Raw genomic sequence first — 19499 nt, forward strand, 5'->3', positions numbered from 1 at the left:
GAGAATGGCTAACCAGGATAACATCCAGACCGCTTCGGCTGTCAATGAAGCCGCTGCCAGCATGGTCACCATACCCCGGACGGAACAATGGGATATGCGTTCGCGCGGGGGCAACCGCGACTATCGGATATTCGTGGCCAAGCCCAGCGAGGAACCGCCGTCTGCGGGATACCCAGTCATCTATGTGCTGGATGCCAACTCCGTATTCGGTACGATGGTGGAGACGGTACGCGTGCAGTCACGCGCTTCCGAGAAGACGGGGGTGCAGCCGGCGATTGTCGTCGGAATTGGATACCAGACGGAGGCGCCGTTCGATCCGTCCCGCTTTCATGACTTTACTTTGCTAACCCGAGTTGAAGAGCTGCCCTTTAGCCCGAAGGACGGCGTCGTGGCGAATATGGGCGGAGCGGACGCGTTTTTGGAATTTATCGAAGCGGAGCTGAAGCCTGAGATTGAACGCAAGTATGTGATCGATAAGAGCAGACAAACGATCTTTGGCCACTCTTTGGGCGGGTTGTTTGCGCTGCAAGTGTTTTTTACAAAGCCGCACACGTTCCAGACGTATGTTGCAGGGAGTCCTTCCATACATTGGAACAAGCCGTTTCTGCTTGAAGCGGAGCGTCAATTCGTATCGCGTGTTAAGCAGGACAACAACAACATCAACGTCAACATCATGATAGCGGCGGGGGAAGTCGAGAAATTACACTGGAGCTGCATGAATGAAAACGCCCGGGAGCTTGCGGAACGCCTGTCTGCTCTCGCAAGCCATGGCGTGCGCACAGAGTTCAAAGAGTTCGAGGGAGAAGGCCACATATCGGTGCTGCCGGCCTTGATTAGCCGAGCCGTGCGGTTTGCCTCGAGTTCTGTATGATGTGTTTCACTCTCTTTACAAGATTGAGAGAGATACAATTACAATTTAATGTGATGTCCGCTAAGGCACTAACTATTACGTTAGTGCCTTTTTTTGTTGCGCCGAAGTGTACGAAAGTCAGCCTAAGTATGATATTGTAATTGGCAGAGTTACATCTACCTATGATGAGAGAGCAGAAGGGACTACGTGGATGAAAAAAAGTTTAGTGATATGGTGATAAATAGGGCAGAATTTTCTGCCCTGCACCTTAATTAACCTAAATTGAAAGTGAAAGGCATCATCTGAAGTTCATTGGCATGTAAATGCCATGAACTCATCAGCTGTTTCAATAAAAGTAGTTGTAATAATACGGGATATTCCGATGATTATTTAGATGATGATGGTGTTGGTGCGCAAGATGATGTTGATTGATTAACTCTGGATTAAAAGATGATGGGTTTGTTGGCAAAGCTGTATGATGCGGGATAGACTCATAATTATCCCTATACTCTAATGTAGAATAATAGACGTTTGTAGTTTTACACCATGTCCGGAAGTCTATAATCCCATTTTGTAGTATCGTAAATATTTTTTGGAAGGCTTCAACGGCTTTTTTTGTTCCTTTTCCATAAGTGCCTCTACTTCGAGGCTAGGTATTTCACGGTATTTTTTAGAGATCTCGTTTAAATAGACTTGAATTTCACGTACATGGGAACCGGTTGCGCCTTCTTGCAAGACTGTTTCTGGAGGCGGAGTTGGACGTCCTTGAAAGATTACACCAGGACTTGTAGCCGTTGCTATCGGTTTATAACATGGTTCATAAAAGTATTTTAAAATATCCAGATGTTTATATCCTGCACGTGCAAGCTCTTGACTCTTGTATTGGCCGTCATAAGAAAAAAAAGGGTTCTCTTATGGGAACCCTTATCTGTACGTCTGGATTAAGCTTTAGCCTTTGCCGTCTCGGATCGCCCCCACCCTTTTATTAATTCTTTTGCGCCAAAAATTAAATAAACTCTTAATTAGGAATCCCTTCGTATTGTTGTATTTCACAAAAAATTCATCCGGATGATCATAATAACCGAGATCCTCCGTAATCGAAAAACTTTGCACATATGTGCTTTGTCCTTGCCAGCAGAGATTGATTCGTTCTTTGCTTTTTACCGATATGCCGAATCCGATATAACCCCCGTTTACGCTGCATAGTCTATCCTTTACTCGCTCCAGATAAGAATCGTCAATGATTACGCCTTCTAGCGCCTGCCACTCGTTATTGAAATACACCTCAGTCCATGCATGAACGATTTTCTGGGGAGCAAATAAATAGATGGTTCCGGTAAGAGCTCCTCTTTGCATTTGTTTATCAATGTAAAACCCGTGAATTCGGCAAGGTATGCCCACTCCCCGCAATAATGCCATTAACAGGATACTTTTCGTGTTGCACTGCCCGTAACCGTCTTGAAGAACCTCAGAAGCGGGGATATCATCGCCCCGATTATAGCCGAACTTGATGCCGTTGCGCACATAATCATACACGCGGCGGATTTTTTCATATTCATTGAGCTTGTGCCACTGCTGCTGCATAATCAATTGTTGAATCGAAGGATGGTTAAAATTGACTAATTTTGTCGTTTGCAAATATCGGCGCATGCCATTCACCCTTTTTAGATTAAATATAAGGGTAACCGGGTTCCTTGACTTGCAAATATCTGCTATTCTGTATAATTGCTCGCGGAGACATCCCCAACTTATCCCGTACGCTGCGGGTAAAATGCGAAGAGCTATTGAAGCCGGCCTCCAGAGCTGCCGCTGTAATCGTGAAGCCGCCAAAAATAAAATGGAATGCCAGTTCCAATTTGTGATGGAGAATATAACTGACTAAAGAAATCCCCATTTCCTCCTTAAACAAATGTGACAGCCTGCTCTCCGATAAATAAATCAGTTGACTGAGAGTTTTGACCGACAGTTTATGTATGGGGTACTTTTCGATATAGGTTATTACATCTTGAATTCGATCATCCAGAGCATGCTCGATTGCAGAATCATGGAGTTTTAATATTTGTTTGAATGTGGTGATGAACTCGCTGTACCCGGTGGAGCCAGTTAGCGAGAACAGAGTTCGAGCAGCCAATTGCTGTAATGGATCGGCTTGATGAGTTGCCAATACAGAATAACGGTTGTCCTGCAGATATGTTCGTTTCAGTAATTCACCAAAGACAGATTCAGGATTGACTAATACGTAACATTGCCATTCCTGGCCGCCGTGCAACTTATGGTGTGTATTGGAATCGAGAATGATCCCTTTCACCCGAAGGGACTCTTCTTCAATTGTGATATGAAAATCATTGTTGAGACCTATCGTAATCTGGATATAATTATGGTTGTGATAGTCAGTGTCTACTTTGTTCGTGATAAACGAGATATGATCCCTGCTTGAAAACAGAATAAGATCGTGGGGAGATTGAATCATCGAAGCGAGTGACCTCCTTACATTGTTGTCTGGCAGTAGGGTGCATTGACCCGAATTATACAAACAGCAGGGAGGGAAAGCAAGCTTCTCATTGCCATAATAAAGAAGGATAGTTTGAGGGAAGAAAAAAGGATACAGAACCTTGGCTTGTCTGCACAAAAAAAGGTCCATATCCTTTGTATTTACAGAATGATTGGCAATCCATTACATTCCCGTTTCTCCACTGTCATAGTTAAATTGCCATTCAATCCCGAACTTGTCCGTTACGCTTCCGTAGCATTTGCTCCAGAACGTTTCTTGGAGGTCCATGCCGACCTTGCCGCCTTCTTTCAATTGATGAAAATACGATTGGATTTCTTCCAGGTTCTTGCTGACGATCGCAAGGCTAATGTTGTTACCCGCAATAAAAGGCATGCCGGGAAAAACATCGGAAAACATTACATTGCTGCCTTGAATGTTAAGCCGTGTGTGCATGACTAAATTTTTCGCTTCCTCCGGAAGTGTGAAATTAGGGTCTGGCGGTGTCTCGCCAAAGGTCATGATTTGCGGTTGTTCCGTTCCAAAAACTTGGGCGTAATACTCTACAGCTTCGCGGCAGTTCCCATTGAAATTAAGATAAACATCAACAGACATTCGTTTCGCTCCTTCGTTTCAAATCGTTGTTGTTGCTAATTTTTTCATATTGTATCATTTAACGATCCGTAATCAAATATACATTTCGCATTAAAATTTGTGGAATGTGAATATAGATGCATTTGCTAAAACTCTATCAAGTATAATGAGCAAATGAGTACTAGCTTTCACTTGTTAACAATCATCCAATCGTTTAGCGTGTGTATACGATTGATGTGAGGAGGATTCGACGTGCAGACATTGATGGTGCAGGATACATTTCAGGAGCGTCAGTTGTTTATTTATTTACCTGAGGGATATGTTGAGAGCGAGCAACGCTATTCAGTTGTTTATTTGCAAGATAGCGGAAATCTGATTGATCCGCAGGAGAGCGGAACCCTGCAAGCGGTTAGGGAATTAACAGCCAAGGGGGAACTGCCGGGCATTATATTTGTCGGAATCGCGTCGCTTGATCGCAATGACGAATACACGCCGTTTGTTTCGCCGAATGCATTTGAGCCGAGTCGTATGTTTGGAGGTCATGCCTCCGCTTACGCCGCTTATCTCGCCAATGAGTTAAAGCCTTACATCGACAGCAACTATCGTACGTTCCCTGATCTGAAGCATACGGGGATTATGGGATTTTCGTTGGGGGGACTCATCTCTTTCTATACGGGAATGCTGTATCCTGATATATTTGGCAGAATCGGCAGCTTCTCCGGGTCTTTCTGGTTCCCGGGGATCGTGGAATGGGTACAGCAGCTCTCGATTCGCGATACGGGCCAACGATTGTACATGAATGTCGGACACGCCGAAGGAAGCGGACGGACTAACGGTCAGCATTGGATGGTCCCGAACAACAAGACAGTCTACGACTATTTGCTGCAAAATGGGTTTACGGAGCATACGGCGCGTCAAGATATTTACGAAAGCGAGTTTCATTCGTTTGAACGCGGGGTGCGTTATGTGCCGGAAGCGCTGCAATGGCTGTTCAACGGAGAATGATAATAGGAGATGGTGCCCCATGACAACGAACATCACACCCAATAGATTAGAAAATAAGCCTATTTTCTAATCTATTGGGTATAGCTGACATTTAATGACCCACACGTAGCTGCCATTGATGGGATGTTCGCGTAAATCATTAATTCCTAAAGCTTGAAAATTGGATGAATTATGAATAAGGGGTTCTACCACATAGCTATCAACTTAAAATGAAAACTATAGTATTCCTATTATAAACTCATATAAGAAATATCCCGCAAAACCTATTAAAATAAATCCAGCGATTATGGATACCCATTTTATCATGGTTTGACTCATTACTTTTCTTGTTACCGCAACAATAGCAAGCAGACCAACATCATGGACTAGTATACCAGCTAAAATTCCCGCGCCGACGATTAAAAATTTTGTCGGTTGTGTCGTATCATAAGAATCAGAAAGTACAGCGCCAAAAACAGAAATCCAAAACACGAGATATCCTGGTGAAACAGCTACGAGTAAGCCATTACGATATGAGCTAAGAAATGATCCGTTTGGTTTATCACCAGCTAACGTAATGCCTTGATCAGAGTTTTTTATGGAATCATAGCCTAAAAACGCTAAGAAACATGCGCCAATAAGCCACATTGGTATTTGAATGTAAGATATAGAAAGTATAGAAGCCAATCCCATATATAATGCAATAATTAATAATAAATCGATTGTCATTCCACCTAATCCTACAGCCCAACCATGCATAAAACCCTTTTTCAGACCTTGCTTCGTCATTTCAACTGTCATTGCTCCTACAGGCATTGCAATTGCAAGACCCGCGAGAAGATATGTGAAAAATAGATTCAAAAAACCACTTCTTTCAAATTTGATGTCTTCATATGTTCATCAATATACACACTTTAGCATTAAAATTCAATATTTGTTTGTGATCCATCCGTGAAAAGCAATCGCCCAATTAGATACGCATTAGAACCAACCGCTTCGACCGGCGAAGCGGTTGGTTCTAATAAAATCAGAATGGATGGTTTCTTTTCATCTGGTTTCTTTTATTATAGTGGTCAAGTCGGAATTCAGTGAGGAAGCGCGAGGGAGGGTGGAATGAAAAATCGTTATATTAAGGTAGCCGCCGTTCAGTCCGCGCCCATCTTGTTCGATAAGCAATCCGCCATGGACAAGATTGATAATATGACGAGAGAGGCGGCAGGACAAGGGGCCCATTTGATTGTTTTTCCAGAGGTGTTTTTGCCGGGTTATCCGCGAGGGCTAAGCTTCGGCACACGCGTTGGAAGCCGTAATGCCGACGGAAGAAGAGACTGGGAACGCTATTGGGCAAGCGCCATCGACATCCCGGGGTCCGAAACCGAGACTTTTGGCGAATTGGCGAAGGAGTTGGGGGTTTATCTGGTCATCGGCGTTGTGGAGCGGGACCAGGAATTTAGCACCGGAACGTTATATAATTCCATGGTGTACATCGGGCCGGATGGCAATCTTTTGGGCAAACACCGCAAGCTCGTTCCGACCGGTTCCGAACGTCTCTTATGGGGACAGGGGGACGGCAGTACGCTTACGGTCATCGATACCCCTTTTGGCAGAATCGGCGGTTTGATATGCTGGGAAAATTACATGCCGCTTGCACGTATGGCCATGTATGCGCAGGGCATTGACATTTATCTCGCTCCTACGGCAGATGCCCGTGATACATGGCAAGCGACCCTTCGGCATATCGCTTGTGAAGGCCGCAGTTTTGTCATTTCGTGCAATCAGTTTGCGACCAAAGCTTCTTATCCTGCTGATTTGGCTTGCTATGAGGACCTCAAGGAAGACGGCGATATTCTAAGCAGAGGGGGAAGCGCCATTGTAGGACCGCTTGGCGAATATGTCGTTGAGCCGCTCTATAACCAGGAAGGCATTCTGTTTGCCACACTGGATCTTTCCCAGGTCACACAAAGCCGTTATGATTTTGATGTTGCAGGTCATTACAGCCGCCCGGATGTATTTCAACTGATCGTTAACGATAAAAAACAAGAAGTCGTACGAACTGCAGGCATGCAAAACTGAAACGGACAGAGAGGCAGTGACGTAAAGCCGTGGATCCTTCGCTTTAGCGAGCCCGAAGGGTTACCCCTAGCCAGACACGACCTTGGGGTCGTGTTTTTTGTTTTCTCTTTGTGTTGCCGACCCTTTTTCCTGACTCATTGGATTGTTAAAAAAATAGTAAATTGGTAGGTTACTTCTTAGCCTAATCTGTTAATGTAAATAAACGTATTCGGACGATGAGTGTTAAAGGATAGCGAACTTATCATAAAAGAGGAGAGAACACGGCTATGACACAAAGGAATGTAAACCAATTACGTAAGGACTTGGATACGATTAATGTTCAACTTCTGGAGCTGCTGTCGGAACGGGCACGCATTTCTCAGGAAATTGGACATGTGAAAAATAAGCAAGGCGTTCCAAAGTTTGATCCGGTTCAGGAAAAGAATATGCTTGATCTGTTAATCGCGAACAATACAGGACCTTTTGATGATAAAACGATCCGACATTTGTTCAAACAGATTTTTCAGGCTTCGTTGAATCTTCAACAAGAGGAGCACAAAAAGCATTTGCTGGTAAGCCGTAAAAATCAGAAGGAAAATACGGTCATTACTTTGGGCAATATTACGGTCGGAGGCGGAACGCCTATCATAATTGCAGGACCCTGCTCGGTTGAAAGCTATGCGCAGGTTCGTCAAACAGCCGCGGCTCTCAAAGAAGCAGGCATTACAGTGATGCGAGGGGGGGCATTCAAGCCAAGGACATCCCCTTACGATTTCCAAGGTTTGGGGATAGAAGGCCTGAAGATTCTGAAAGAAGCCGGAAGCGAGTTTGGATTAAAAACGATAAGTGAAATTGTGGACCCTTCCCATATCGAATTGGCCTGCAATTATATCGACATTATCCAAATCGGCGCAAGAAATATGCAGAACTTTGAGTTGCTCAAAGCGGCAGGAGATGTGCGTACCCCAGTCCTGTTAAAACGTGGTTTGGCAAGCACGATTGACGAATTCCTCCACGCTGCAGAATATATTGTTTCGCGAGGCAACACACAGGTTATGCTGATTGAGCGAGGCATTCGAACTTATGAGAAAGCGACCCGAAACACGCTCGATATTTCTGCCGTACCGATTCTGAAACAGGAGAGCCATCTCCCGGTGCTTGTCGACGTCACTCATTCAACCGGCCGCAAGGATATAATGGCTCCTTGCGCCAAGGCGGCGCTGGCCGCGGGGGCAGACGGTGTAATGGTTGAAGTGCATCCGGATCCTTCAACAGCATTATCCGACGCCGCACAGCAGATGAATTTCGAAGAATTCAATCGCTTCTACACGGAAGTCAAACAGTCCGGATTGCTCCATGGGTTAGGATAAAACAGAAAAAGAGAAGAGGTCATTTCTTTTGTTATCATTACGTTACCGTTTGTTGGCATGGACTTCATTCATTGGTATGTTTCTTGTTATGCTTGCAGGAGCCTTGGTTACCAAGACCGGTTCCGGGCGCGGTTGCGGAGATGACTGGCCCTTGTGCAACGGGGAGTTTGTTCCGGCCTACACGCTGGAGTCCCTGATCGAGTATTCACACCGTATGGTTACTGGGATCGTTGGCATAGTTATTCTAGTGACGTTTCTATATACATGGCGCTACCTCAGGCATCATCAAGAAGCCATGTGGTATGCCGGCGGAACGCTGCTCTTTACGATCGTTCAGGCACTGATGGGAGCTGCAGCTGTGAAATGGCCGCAGCAGCCGGCCGTAATGGCGCTTCACTTCGGAATATCACTGCTTGCGGTTGCCAGCAGTATGCTTCTGGTCGTATGGAATTGTCGGATGAAAAATGAGGCGGAGCATGCTTCTTCCAGTCAAATCCCGAAAGGTATTTATCCCATCGCATGGGGGATATGGCTCTACTGTTATGGTGTTATTTATTTGGGGGCTTTCATACGTCATACGGATGCGGATGGCGGTTGTATGGGCTGGCCGCTTTGCAATGGTCAGGTTATCCCTTACATGTCCGGGGCTTCGGGGATTGTCTTCGCGCATCGAGCTGCCGCTGCCGTCCTGCTTATTCTTATTGCTGCATTTTATATGCTTGTTCGTCGCGGCAAATCCAAGGATCAGTCATCCGAGTTGAGGACGGGTACCGTCTATGCTCTCGTGTTAGTTATCGGACAGATTGGCAGCGGTGGACTGCTCACTGCAACGATAAACAACGAAAATATATATCTATTTACAAGTCTTCTCCATAATGTTGTGGCAACGATGCTGTTCTGCGTGCTGACGGATACAGCCATCCGCTCATGGAAGCATCGAATGCTATAATGATGAGCTCTTCATTCCATATGAAGGGCTTTTTTTTTATGAAAGGGGGAAGGCGACGCCACTTTTGGAGGATTTGCTGTGAATATATTTGTTTCATTTTGTTGAACATGGTCGGTTTTTTGATTTTGTTACTGGATGGTGACACCTGTACCGTTGCCTTATAGAGTAAGGTGTGATGAAAATCACACCATTCGATGGGAGATGAAAAGATGAAGAGACCCAACCCACTCCGCTGGTTCGCATCCTTATCCATGCTGTTGCTGCTGCTCTTGATGACGACCGGGTGCACAGAAAGCATGATCGTGCTTGATCCCAAAGGGCCGATTGCCGAACAACAGCGGGATTTGATGATGATTTCAACGGTCTTGACTTCCCTTGTTATCGTGCCTGTCCTGATTCTTACCGCAATCATTGTGTGGCGTTACCGGGATAGGACAGGCAGAAAAGCGAAATACGCACCGGATTGGGAGCATAGCACCAAGCTGGAAGTTATCTGGTGGGGGATTCCAATCCTTATTATTACCGTGTTAGGCCTGATTACCATAAAGGGAACGTACGCCCTGGAGCCGTCCAAACCTCTCGAGTCGGATAAAAAAGCGTTGACCATCCAAGTGACCTCGCTGGACTGGAAGTGGTTATTCCAATATCCCGAGCAAGGAATCGCAACGGTGAATGCTGTCCATTTCCCGGAGGGTGTGCCGATCCGATTTGAGATTACAGCCGATTCTCCGATGAATTCCTTCTGGATTCCGCAGCTCGGCGGTCAGATGTACGCGATGTCCGGGATGGCGATGACCCTTTATTTGCAAGCAGATGAGCGTGGACAATATTGGGGATCAGGGGCGAATTTCACCGGAAAAGAGTTTGCAAAGATGTATTTTGATGTGAAATCCACTTCACAGGAGGAGTTTGACCAATGGGTGAACGAGGTCAAAGCATCGTCACCGGCGCTGACGTTGGAAGGCTACCAACAGCTGGCTAAGCCTGCCGCGTCGGACGTTAAGACGTTCTCCGCGTTTCCGGAAGGGTTGTTTTATATGACGGTTACCAAGTATGCTTCCTCGCACAATCATGGTTTGTCCTGGAAGGACATTCAAAAAATCAAGCTCCAAGAGTAGCTGGTTTCGAATTGAAATGTTAGGAGAGAGCGATCCATGTGGGAGAACGTAAAAAGCTTTGCTTCGGAATTTTTTGTAACGGGCGATCCGTTAATTTACGGTGCGGATATCAGCATTGTTTTAACCATCATTGGCATTGTATTTGGACTCACCTATTTTAAAAAATGGGGCTGGTTGTGGCGTGAATGGCTAACGACCGTCGATCATAAAAAAATCGGCATCATGTACATACTTTCCGCTTTCCTTATGCTGTTCCGCGGCGGAGTGGATGCGCTCTTAATGCGGGCGCAGCTGGCCATGCCGGAGCTGAACCTTTTGGCGCCCGATCATTACAACCAGATTTTTACCACGCATGGCGTGATTATGATTCTATTTATGGCGATGCCGTTTATGTTCGGGTTGTTTAACGTGGTCGTGCCGCTGCAAATTGGTGCGCGTGATGTCGCCTACCCTTTTCTGAATGCGCTGAGCTTCTGGCTGTTCTTTTTTGGCGCGATGCTGTTTAACTTGTCCTTTGTGATTGGAGGATCGCCAGATTCGGGGTGGCTCGCTTATCCGCCTTATTCGGAACGAATGTTCAATCCGGGTGTCGGACAGGATTTCTATATATGGGGGATACAGATATCGGGGATCGGCAGCCTGATGACCGGTATCAACTTTATCGTGACGATTTTGAAAATGCGTGCTCCCGGCATGAAGCTAATGAAAATGCCGATGTTCCCGTGGTCGGTTTTATCGAGCTGTATCGCGATTATATTTTCTTTTCCCATCTTGACGGCAACATTGGCGCTGCTGTTTCTGGACCGATATTTGGGCGCGCATTTTTTCACCTTGGACGGCGGCGGTAACCCGATGATGTATATCAATCTGATCTGGATGTGGGGGCACCCCGAAGTGTATATCATCGTTCTGCCTGCCTTCGGCATTTACTCGGAGATTGTATCCACTTTTGCGAAGAAAAAGTTGTTTGGCTATAAATCAATGGTGTATGCCATGATGATTATCAGTATTTTATCGTTTCTCGTATGGGCGCATCATTTCTTTACGATGGGCTCTGGCGCCGATGTCAATGCATTTTTTGCGCTAACGACGATGCTGATTGCCATCCCGACAGGCGTGAAAGTGTTCAATTGGCTGTTTACGATGTTCCGGGGAAAAATCACCTTCGAGACTCCCATGTTGTGGACGATCGGCTTTATTGTTTGCTTTCTCGTCGGCGGGATGACCGGGGTGCTGCTGTCGGTTGCGCCAGCTGATTTTCAATTCCATAACAGTTATTTCCTGGTCGCGCATTTTCATAATACCATCATTGGCGGTGTGGTGTTCGGTTATTTCGCCGGATTGTATTATTGGTGGCCCAAATTGTTCGGCTTCAAGCTGAATGAACGTATCGGGAAATGGGCGTTCTGGTTCTGGAATATTGGATTTTACGCATGCTTTATGCCGCAATACGTGCTCGGATTAATGGGGATGACGCGGCGGCTGGTCACGTACGGATGGGATAAGGGATGGTGGGAAATGAACTTGGTATCCACCATCGGGGCAGCTCTGATGGGAATAGCCTTCTTGTTTCAAGTATGGCAAATCGTGTATAGCGTCAAGCATCTTCAAAAAGATGAAACGGGCGATCCATGGAACGGACGCACCTTGGAATGGTCGATTCCTTCTCCTGCGCCGTACTATAATTTTGCAACGCTGCCACAGGTATCTTCTCAGGATGAATGGTGGGAAGAGAAGCAGCGCAGAGAGCGGGATCCGCTTTCGCTGGCTCCAGCGAAGCTGGAACCGATTCACATGCCCAAAAATTCAGGAATTCCTTTTGTGATGTCGATGTTCTGGTTTGCGGCCGGATTTGGTTTTGTATTTGACTGGCTCTGGTTAACGATATCCGGTTTAGTTGGGGTGGCGGTGTGCATGCTTGTTCATTCCTTCAACTATGATACCGATTACTATATCCCTGTTGAGGACATTAAACGCACAGAAGCTGCGATAAGGGGGTAACGAACGAATGGCTCAATTAAACGATTCCGGACATGCCTATCAACACGTATCGCGTTCGGATCATCACAAGCATCCGGATATGGAAGAAATGCGCACATTCGGATTTTGGATCTACCTGATGACGGATGTGATTATTTTCGGCACTTTGTTTGCTGCCTATATTGTTCTGCAAGGCAACAGAAACGGTGGGCCTGGGCCTGAAGAACTGTTCCAGATGGGCGGCATTATTGCAAGCACTTTCATTTTGCTAACCAGCAGCTATACGAGCGGTCTCGCCGTGCTGGCCATGCATAAAGGCAATCGCCAAGCCCTGATGGGATGGCTCGGTGTCACGGCATTGCTCGGTGCGACCTTCATTGTGCTGGAAGTCAATGAATTTATCCATCTGGTGCATGAGGGAGCCACCATAAGCACGAGCGCATTTCTATCCGCTTTCTTTACCTTGGTCGGGACTCATGGGCTCCATGTATCCATAGGATTGGTCTGGATGATTGCATTGATTATTCAGCTGGCCAAGCACGGCATTACGCCGGTAACGAAGCGCAAAGTGAATGTAATCAGCCTGTTTTGGCATTTCCTTGATGTGGTTTGGATTTTTGTGTTTACGATTGTCTATTTGATGGGGGTGAGATAGATGACGCAGCATGACATGACACATCCGCATGACGCCGAGACCCAGGGCTCCTTGAAATCGTATACGATCGGATTCCTGTTCTCCATCGTATTGACGATCATTCCGGTTACCGCCGTCTTGTACGGATGGACCGAGGGGATGACGAACACCATCGTTCTGATGACGGCAGCAGTGTTGCAGTTCGTCGTGCAACTGATCTATTTCATGCATCTGCGGGAGGAAAAAAAGCCTCGTTATAATTTGGTGACGTTGATTCTGGGCTTGATCATTTTGCTGGTTATCGTAATCGGCTCCATGTGGATCATGTTATTCAATATGGTGGCAACATGAGCAGGTCATCCACAAGTGTATTGACTTGGATTCAACTGACAAAGCCCCGAATCCTTCAACTAAATCTCGTTGCCGCGTTTGGCGGGTATTGGCTGGCTTCCAAATGGATGGTGGATTGGAGCTTCTTGTTCTGGATGCTTCTAGGCACCGTTTTAACGATGGCATCCTCGTGCGTAATGAACAACATCTGGGACTGGAAGCTGGATCAGAAGATGAGCCGAACGAAGGATAGGCCGCTGGCGACAGGCCGATTGAAAATAAGGGGCGTGCTGTTGTACGCCCTGGCGCTTGGAATAGCGGGAGAAATCGTCCTGTTTTGGAAAGTAAACGCGCTGTGCGGCTGGCTCGGATTGCTCGGTATGTTTGTCTATATCGTCTTGTATACGATGTGGTTAAAGCGAACCTCGACCTGGAGCACATCGATTGGAGGCGTCTCTGGCGCAATGCCGCCGGTAATTGGTTACTGTGCGTTTACCAATGAGGCAGATGCAGGCGCTCTGCTTCTGTTCGCGTTATTATTTCTGTGGCAGCCCGCTCATTTCTGGTCGCTTGCCATCCGGCGAGTAGACGAGTATCAGGCTGCGGGATTTCCGCTTTTGCCGGTTCGTAAAGGGGTACGCCGGACGAAGCTGCAAATGATCCCCTATGTAGTCTTGCTACTTCCGACTGTTGTGCTGATTTACACCTATGGGTATGCAGGCGAAATATTCCTTACGGTCTCTGTGCTGGCAGGTGTCGTTTGGGTATGGCATACGTTAATAGGCGCTGCTGCATTGGATAACGACAAGTGGGCCAAAACGAATTTCCTGATTTCGGTGAATTACTTGATGGTCATCTTTTTCATCATGATTTTGGATACTGCCGGTCGTCCAATCTAAGTCTGTTCACTTGGATGACGAATGAAGACATTTATCCGTTATTTTAGGAGTGGGAGTGGGTCGTGTTGAAGGCAAACCTTGCATTTTTTCTTATTGTTATGATTGTGCTTGTCATAACTGCGTGTAGTGAAGGAGCTAACAATCAAGCAACAAATGAAGGAATGACTGCTCCGGGAGACGCAAACGCGCTGGCCATATATAAAAAACAATGTTTATCCTGCCATGCTGCTGATCTAAGCGGAAAAGTAGGCCCCGGTTTGCAGGAGATTGGCTCCAAATTGACGGAGCAGCAACTGATCGAGATTATACATGATGGCGCAAGAGGCATGCCGGCCTTCAAAAAGATGTTAAGTGGCGAGGAAATTCAAGCTTTATCGCAATGGCTCTCGAAAAATAAATAGGTGCAGGAGGGGTTATCTGTGAAAAGGGCGGTCATATACGTCTTAATTGGTTTGATGATTGTCATTACATCCGCATGCGGCAGCGGCAAGCCGAATCAGCTTAATTACCAGGTTGCGCCTTTTGAGTCCATCAATCAAGATGGGAATCCGGTGTCTTTGTCTGATTTGAAAGGCAAGGTGTGGATCGCTGACTTTGTTTTTACGTATTGTACAACGGTGTGTCCGACGATGACGGCCAACATGTCCGAATTGCAAAGCCGATTAAAATCAGCGGGTATTGAGGCGGTATTGATCTCTTTCTCTGTAGATCCAGAGCGGGATGATCCTGAGGCATTAAAAAATTACCTTACAAAATTTGACGCCGATTTCTCGAATTGGCATGCGCTAACCGGGTATGAGTTTAATGAGATCAAAACATTCATTGTCAATTCGTTTAAGACTGTTGTTGCGAAGGATACGTCCTCCGATCAGGTTATTCACGGTACTTCGTTTTTTTTGGTCGACCAATCAGGGACAGTTGTTGCCAAGTACGATGGGATGACGGATACGCCTTACGATAAAATTATGAAAGATGTAAAAGCATTGCAACGACAGGGAGACAATTTGGCGGGGGGGAGTTGATAGCATTGGAGATTATTGCACGTTCTTCATGGACGCGAGCGATTGTGCTTATCCTTATCCTGATTGCTGTCGGCTATGCGATCATGCAAACGCTGGCGGGAAATCGCGAAGCTGTTGCGATAGGCAAGAAAGCGCCGAATTTTACATTAACCAATTTGCAAGGAAAAACGGTGCAATTATCCGACTATCTTGGGACAGGCGTTCTTCTGAACTTCTGGGCATCCTGGTGCGACCCATGCGTCAATGAAATGCCGCTTCTGAACGAAACCTATCAGAGATTGCCAGGTGTTGAGATCCTAGCTGTCAATATGGGAGAAGCCAAGGAAAAAGCAAGCCAATTTGCAGATCGTTATCACTTGAAATTCCCCATACTGCTTGATCAACAAAGCGATGTGAAAAAACGCTATAAAATTGGTGGTTTGCCAGCAACTTTTCTGATTGACGACAAGGGTCACATCGTGGAGAAAATCTCAGGGGAGTTGGACAGTTCCGATTATATTATGAATGTAATGGAACGGATTCAACCTAAGCATGGACGTGAAAAGCAGGATATGACTGGAGAGCTGTCGGAATGGATACTTTAACATGGTCTATCGCGTTTGGCGGGGGGGTACTTGCATTTGTCTCGCCGTGCACGTTGCCTTTATACCCGTCTTTTCTTTCTTATATTACAGGGATGTCAGTTAGTCAATTGCAGACGAGGGACTCTTCCAAGATTCATAAAATATTGTTTCTCAATTCTGTTTTGTTTTTGTTTGGTTTCTCTCTCGTATACTATATTTTAGGCTTTTCAGCGAGTTTTATGGGCCATTTATTTGAAAATTATCGCGACCTGATTCGAATGCTTGGCGGCGTATTTATTTCTGTCATGGGTTTATTCCTGATTGGAATATTTCAGCCTCAAATGATGATGAGGGAGTTTCGTTTCCCCTTTATACAAGCGAAGATGAACAAATCGCTAGGTTCTGTGCTCGTTGGCATTATTTTCGCTGCTGGCTGGACCCCTTGTATAGGTCCCATATTCGGAGCGATTATGTACTCGAATATCATCAACCCGAACCCGGTTCACACCTTTGTTAACGTGACTGCCTATTCATTAGGGTTTGGGATTCCTTTTATTGTCATGGCCTATTTTATTGGGAAAATAAAGGGGATACTGAAGTATTCCGATTTGCTTATGAAAATTGGGGGCGTACTTCTTGTCATTGTGGGCATGCTGCTTTATTTCGATAAAGTGAGCATGATGAATACGTGGTTTTCGAGTTTTCTGTAACTTAATAGACAGACCATAAAAAGGTGAGTGAAAAGACTTGTATGATACGATACAAAGCTTTCATTCACCTTTTTAATTGGATTAAGCAAGAACGCTCCGAAGAGATGCGGCAAATTTGGAAACACCCGGAATGATTTCATCAGCCCTAGGCCTTGCAAAAGTGAAACGCACATAACCGGAATCCGAACCATAGACGCTGCCAGGGACAAAGATTACGCCATTTCGGAGAGCTTCTTCCAACAACTTACTATCATTCACCTCGGGTATAATCTTACACCACAGGTGCAAGCCACCCTGTGGAATCGAGAAGCGGACCAGGCCCGGCAGTTCTTTCCGAAGCGCTTCTATCAACAAATCCCGTTTATAGAGCAGATGCATTCGCAAACGGTCCAAATGAGGCTGGATATATGGAGACTTAAAGAATTGCGCAGCAACCTTTTGCGGAACGACGCTAAGTCCGAAATCCATCTGCTGTCTGGCATCGGCTAACCGTTCGACAACGGAATGAGGAGCGACCATCCACCCGACACGCAGCCCGGATGCTGCGATTTTGGAGAACGAGCCAATATAGAGGATCGAGCCGATAGAATCAATGGATTTGAGCGGCAGCGGCGGCGTTCCATCATAGGAAGTGAGGCTGAAGGGATCATCCTCTACAATCGGCAGTCCCAGTTCGCTCGCAACATCAAGCAGTTCCATACGGCGTTCAGCATCGAGGACAGCGCCTGTTGGATTCTGATAATTCGGATTTATGAACACCATCTTGATACGATGTTTTTTATACAGAGTGCGTACATCCTCGGGCCGGACTCCTTTCTCGTCGACGGGAAGACGGAATAATCGAAGACCTGCCGATTGAAACATAGGCAACGAGTAGCAATACGAAGGATCTTCAATTGCAACCGCATCACCGGGGGTCAGCAAACACTGGGTAATTAAATATAAGGATTGCTGGGAGCCGGATGTGATGAGGATCGACGACTCTGTGGTTTGAATGCCCCGATAGTGGCTTAAATACGTGACGAGCGCTTCTCGAAGTGGAACAAATCCTTGAGGATTGTCATATCCAAGATATTCTGTATAGTGGTTTTCGTCGATAATAGTATTTATCTCTTCCACAGGAGAGATGTCCGCCCCAAGTTCGCCGCTAGCAAAATCAATCAAAGAATTGTCTTTTTGAAGAGCTTCCCGGATACGGCGCAAAAAAGTCAGGTTAGGCAAGAAACTCCCGCCTTCCACATACCGATGCCAGTTAGGGGTATGTTTCGGTGTTGCTCCCCATTTATACTTGCTTACCCGAGTTCCGCTTCCTGTACGGCTCTCTATAATCCCAAGCGCACGAAGCTCCGCATAAGCAAGGACAACCGTGCTTCGATTAACTTCCAATTGATCGGCTAATTTTCGTTCGGAAGGCAGCAGACTGCCCGGCGGAAACTCACCGTATGAAATTCTCCGTTCGATGTCATCGGCAATCTGTTGATATAGAGGCTCGTTGCTGCGACGGTCAGGCTTCCACATCATTATCACCTCCTCGCCTAGTGTTTTTTTAGATGGATTATTATAACAGGAATCTTTTTATCATAACATTTGGCTTGTAAAAAAAAGCCCTTCTTGGCATCGGAAAAATATCAATCTGTTGAACATGGATGGTGATTTTGTTTACAATTGGATGGTTTCTCTCCGGTTTGGCGGCTTCTCATGTCCTACATATTTCCAAAAGAAAAAATTGCAGCTATAATATATAAATGATAATGATTCTCACTATTCTGCTATTACTACAACTTTTTGGTTTGAGAGGCGTGTGGGCATGAGACACCATTTTTTCATTGATAGTCCTGAAAGGTTTGAAGAGACGATGTGCCGGCTGGCCAGGCAAAGTGATGGAGCGGAGAGAACGCGTGATCGCTTTGTGCGCTACGATATTATGGAAAGCTGGGGATCGGGCAAAGTTGAAGTGTACCGCGTTATGGACTGCTCTGCACTTGTGATCTACGATGTTGCTTTTCATAACGACGTGGTGTTTGAATACGAGATGACCTGCCGTTATATCGGAGTGACCTATTGTCTGGGTGGTGAACTGGAGCTGCAAGAACACGGGTATGAGAAGGCATTGTTTACGAAGAACAGCTTGTCTGTATCCAAGTCTTGCGAGATGAAAGGCTGCACTCGTCATTATGCAGGCCGGCGTTATCAATGCGTGTCGCTGACAGCGGATTCGGAGCACATGTCCATGCTGTTCGGCAGCAGTGGCATTGACCTATGGAATCATACAATGGGGAAGCTCGATAGTTCGGCACGCCAGCAATATTTTACAGGCGTGCAAGCGAGTGCGGAAGTGGCAAACATCTTCTGCAGCATCTTCCATTGCCGCCTTCCGGAGCAGTCAAAAATATTATATTACGAAGGCAAAGTCATGGAACTGATGTCCCTTCTCCTGTCGGTAGAACTGTCCGGACAGAAAGACGAAGAGGCGGGGGTGCTTCTGGATGATTACGAGATCCGGCAAATCCGTCTGGGACATGACAGGCTAATGGAGAGCCCCGGCAATCCGCCCACGCTGGTTCAGTTGTCCAGGGAGCTTGCCATCAGCCGCAATAAATTGACGAAGGGTTATAAGTTAATCTACGGCCACACGATCTACGTTCATTATCGCAAAACGTGCATGCAGAACGCGGCTGCGCTGCTGATCGATCTCAACAAGTCTATTCAAGACATCGCGTTGGATGTCGGTTACTCCAACGCAAGCAATTTCTGCAACGCGTTCAAGCGTGAATTCGGCCTAACCCCCTTGCAGTATCGGAAATCCAAACTGAAGAGATTACCTGCACAAATAAGTACGCAACCAACATAATCGGTGCTTATCGCACAACAATTGACCGTCATCCTCCGGTATAGTGGTGTTGTATCCGATTCAGGAGCGCCAGCAGCTGCTGGGGGATGTTTTGGTGTTTCGCGT

20 protein-coding genes and 1 pseudogene are annotated in these 19499 nt (G+C 46.2%); 15 read left to right on the forward strand and 6 right to left on the reverse strand.

Translation table 11 applies throughout. From position 1 onward, the window contains the following. Nucleotides 1–4: 4 nt before the first annotated feature. A complete protein-coding gene (locus JSQ80_RS24055; protein ID WP_206097003.1) occupies nt 5–871 on the forward strand; it encodes an alpha/beta hydrolase in 867 nt (288 codons plus the stop codon). Between the two features lie 325 nt (nt 872–1196). On the opposite strand, the pseudogene JSQ80_RS30085 reads toward JSQ80_RS24055, so the two are convergent. The 4 genes and pseudogenes from JSQ80_RS30085 to JSQ80_RS24075 all read right to left on the reverse strand — a co-directional run. Next, a pseudogene (locus JSQ80_RS30085) lies at nt 1197–1445 on the reverse strand (peptidoglycan-binding protein); the annotation flags it as partial. 353 nt (nt 1446–1798) lie between these two features. After that, nucleotides 1799–2500 (reverse strand): transglutaminase-like domain-containing protein, encoded by a 702-nt coding sequence (locus JSQ80_RS24065; protein WP_206097004.1) that lies wholly within the window; start codon nt 2498–2500, stop codon nt 1799–1801. A gap of 19 nt (nt 2501–2519) precedes the next feature. Continuing rightward, on the reverse strand, nt 2520–3320 hold the full coding sequence (locus tag JSQ80_RS24070) for a helix-turn-helix domain-containing protein (RefSeq protein ID WP_206097005.1): 801 nt from the start codon (nt 3318–3320) through the stop codon (nt 2520–2522). 204 nt (nt 3321–3524) lie between these two features. Continuing rightward, complete coding sequence (locus JSQ80_RS24075) at nt 3525–3953, reverse strand: VOC family protein (protein ID WP_206097006.1); 429 nt, start codon at nt 3951–3953, stop codon at nt 3525–3527. 231 nt (nt 3954–4184) lie between these two features. Between JSQ80_RS24075 and JSQ80_RS24080 the strand changes: the two genes are divergently transcribed. After that, nucleotides 4185–4937 carry an alpha/beta hydrolase-fold protein gene (locus JSQ80_RS24080; RefSeq protein WP_206097007.1) on the forward strand — a complete coding sequence of 251 codons (753 nt, stop codon included), beginning with the start codon at nt 4185–4187 and terminating at the stop codon, nt 4935–4937. Between the two features lie 216 nt (nt 4938–5153). On the opposite strand, the gene JSQ80_RS24085 is transcribed toward JSQ80_RS24080, so the two are convergent. Next, nucleotides 5154–5777, reverse strand: coding sequence for a LysE family translocator (locus tag JSQ80_RS24085; protein WP_206097008.1), 624 nt, complete (start codon nt 5775–5777; stop codon nt 5154–5156). A gap of 252 nt (nt 5778–6029) precedes the next feature. On the opposite strand from JSQ80_RS24085, the gene JSQ80_RS24090 reads away from it, so the two are divergent. From JSQ80_RS24090 to JSQ80_RS24145, 12 genes are all read left to right on the forward strand, one after another. Then, nucleotides 6030–6989: a carbon-nitrogen hydrolase family protein gene (locus JSQ80_RS24090; protein WP_206097009.1), complete on the forward strand. Its 960-nt coding sequence runs from the start codon at nt 6030–6032 to the stop codon at nt 6987–6989. Nucleotides 6990–7255: 266 nt separating this feature from the next. Next, a complete protein-coding gene (locus JSQ80_RS24095) occupies nt 7256–8338 on the forward strand; it encodes a bifunctional 3-deoxy-7-phosphoheptulonate synthase/chorismate mutase (RefSeq protein WP_206097010.1) in 1083 nt (360 codons plus the stop codon). Nucleotides 8339–8366: 28 nt separating this feature from the next. Next, on the forward strand, nt 8367–9287 hold the full coding sequence (locus JSQ80_RS24100) for a COX15/CtaA family protein (RefSeq protein WP_206097011.1): 921 nt from the start codon (nt 8367–8369) through the stop codon (nt 9285–9287). Between the two features lie 209 nt (nt 9288–9496). Beyond that, nucleotides 9497–10405, forward strand: a complete 909-nt coding sequence (cyoA, locus tag JSQ80_RS24105; RefSeq protein ID WP_206097012.1) for a ubiquinol oxidase subunit II — start codon at nt 9497–9499, stop codon at nt 10403–10405. A 36-nt stretch (nt 10406–10441) separates the two neighbouring features. Continuing rightward, entirely contained in the window at nt 10442–12406 is a 1965-nt protein-coding gene (locus tag JSQ80_RS24110) for a cbb3-type cytochrome c oxidase subunit I (protein ID WP_206097013.1), read from the forward strand. Nucleotides 12407–12413: 7 nt separating this feature from the next. Beyond that, entirely contained in the window at nt 12414–13040 is a 627-nt protein-coding gene (cyoC, locus tag JSQ80_RS24115; protein ID WP_206097014.1) for a cytochrome o ubiquinol oxidase subunit III, read from the forward strand. After that, on the forward strand, nt 13041–13370 hold the full coding sequence (cyoD, locus tag JSQ80_RS24120) for a cytochrome o ubiquinol oxidase subunit IV (RefSeq protein WP_206097015.1): 330 nt from the start codon (nt 13041–13043) through the stop codon (nt 13368–13370). It abuts the gene before it with no gap. After that, nucleotides 13367–14248: a heme o synthase gene (gene cyoE / locus JSQ80_RS24125; protein ID WP_206097016.1), complete on the forward strand. Its 882-nt coding sequence runs from the start codon at nt 13367–13369 to the stop codon at nt 14246–14248. The genes cyoD and cyoE overlap by 4 nt, the downstream gene beginning before the upstream one ends. Before the next feature lie 62 nt (nt 14249–14310). Next, nucleotides 14311–14649, forward strand: a complete 339-nt coding sequence (locus JSQ80_RS24130) for a c-type cytochrome (protein WP_336245814.1) — start codon at nt 14311–14313, stop codon at nt 14647–14649. 18 nt (nt 14650–14667) lie between these two features. Beyond that, a complete protein-coding gene (locus tag JSQ80_RS24135) occupies nt 14668–15270 on the forward strand; it encodes an SCO family protein (RefSeq protein WP_206097017.1) in 603 nt (200 codons plus the stop codon). 5 nt (nt 15271–15275) lie between these two features. Next, nucleotides 15276–15854 carry a thiol-disulfide oxidoreductase ResA gene (resA, locus tag JSQ80_RS24140; protein WP_206097018.1) on the forward strand — a complete coding sequence of 193 codons (579 nt, stop codon included), beginning with the start codon at nt 15276–15278 and terminating at the stop codon, nt 15852–15854. After that, nucleotides 15842–16543: a cytochrome c biogenesis CcdA family protein gene (locus tag JSQ80_RS24145; protein ID WP_206097019.1), complete on the forward strand. Its 702-nt coding sequence runs from the start codon at nt 15842–15844 to the stop codon at nt 16541–16543. The genes resA and JSQ80_RS24145 overlap by 13 nt, the downstream gene beginning before the upstream one ends. An 81-nt stretch (nt 16544–16624) precedes the next feature. Here the strand turns inward: JSQ80_RS24145 and pdxR are convergent, their stop codons facing one another. Beyond that, the gene (gene pdxR / locus JSQ80_RS24150; RefSeq protein WP_206097727.1) at nt 16625–18061 is read right to left on the reverse strand and encodes a MocR-like pyridoxine biosynthesis transcription factor PdxR; all 1437 of its coding nucleotides are present in this window, start codon (nt 18059–18061) and stop codon (nt 16625–16627) included. A gap of 289 nt (nt 18062–18350) precedes the next feature. Between pdxR and JSQ80_RS24155 the strand changes: the two genes are divergently transcribed. Then, nucleotides 18351–19394 (forward strand): helix-turn-helix transcriptional regulator, encoded by a 1044-nt coding sequence (locus tag JSQ80_RS24155; protein ID WP_206097020.1) that lies wholly within the window; start codon nt 18351–18353, stop codon nt 19392–19394. Nucleotides 19395–19499: the final 105 nt, after the last annotated feature.

It is taken from the genome of Paenibacillus apiarius (assembly GCF_017052585.1).
Lineage (GTDB): Bacteria > Bacillota > Bacilli > Paenibacillales > Paenibacillaceae > Paenibacillus_B > Paenibacillus_B apiarius.

What these genes read in the sequence shown, in the direction of transcription:
- JSQ80_RS24070 (WP_206097005.1), bottom strand. Translation starts at nt 3,320, where the DNA reads ATGATTCAATCTCCCCACGATCTTATTCTGTTTTCAAGCAGGGATCAT.
- JSQ80_RS24065 (WP_206097004.1), bottom strand. Translation starts at nt 2,500, where the DNA reads ATGCGCCGATATTTGCAAACGACAAAATTAGTCAATTTTAACCATCCT.
- cyoC (WP_206097014.1), top strand. Translation starts at nt 12,414, where the DNA reads ATGGCTCAATTAAACGATTCCGGACATGCCTATCAACACGTATCGCGT.
- JSQ80_RS24145 (WP_206097019.1), top strand. Translation starts at nt 15,842, where the DNA reads ATGGATACTTTAACATGGTCTATCGCGTTTGGCGGGGGGGTACTTGCA.
- pdxR (WP_206097727.1), bottom strand. Translation starts at nt 18,061, where the DNA reads ATGTGGAAGCCTGACCGTCGCAGCAACGAGCCTCTATATCAACAGATT.
- JSQ80_RS24095 (WP_206097010.1), top strand. Translation starts at nt 7,256, where the DNA reads ATGACACAAAGGAATGTAAACCAATTACGTAAGGACTTGGATACGATT.
- cyoE (WP_206097016.1), top strand. Translation starts at nt 13,367, where the DNA reads ATGAGCAGGTCATCCACAAGTGTATTGACTTGGATTCAACTGACAAAG.
- JSQ80_RS24075 (WP_206097006.1), bottom strand. Translation starts at nt 3,953, where the DNA reads ATGTCTGTTGATGTTTATCTTAATTTCAATGGGAACTGCCGCGAAGCT.
- JSQ80_RS24110 (WP_206097013.1), top strand. Translation starts at nt 10,442, where the DNA reads ATGTGGGAGAACGTAAAAAGCTTTGCTTCGGAATTTTTTGTAACGGGC.
- cyoD (WP_206097015.1), top strand. Translation starts at nt 13,041, where the DNA reads ATGACGCAGCATGACATGACACATCCGCATGACGCCGAGACCCAGGGC.
- JSQ80_RS24155 (WP_206097020.1), top strand. Translation starts at nt 18,351, where the DNA reads ATGAGACACCATTTTTTCATTGATAGTCCTGAAAGGTTTGAAGAGACG.
- cyoA (WP_206097012.1), top strand. Translation starts at nt 9,497, where the DNA reads ATGAAGAGACCCAACCCACTCCGCTGGTTCGCATCCTTATCCATGCTG.
- JSQ80_RS24090 (WP_206097009.1), top strand. Translation starts at nt 6,030, where the DNA reads ATGAAAAATCGTTATATTAAGGTAGCCGCCGTTCAGTCCGCGCCCATC.
- JSQ80_RS24055 (WP_206097003.1), top strand. Translation starts at nt 5, where the DNA reads ATGGCTAACCAGGATAACATCCAGACCGCTTCGGCTGTCAATGAAGCC.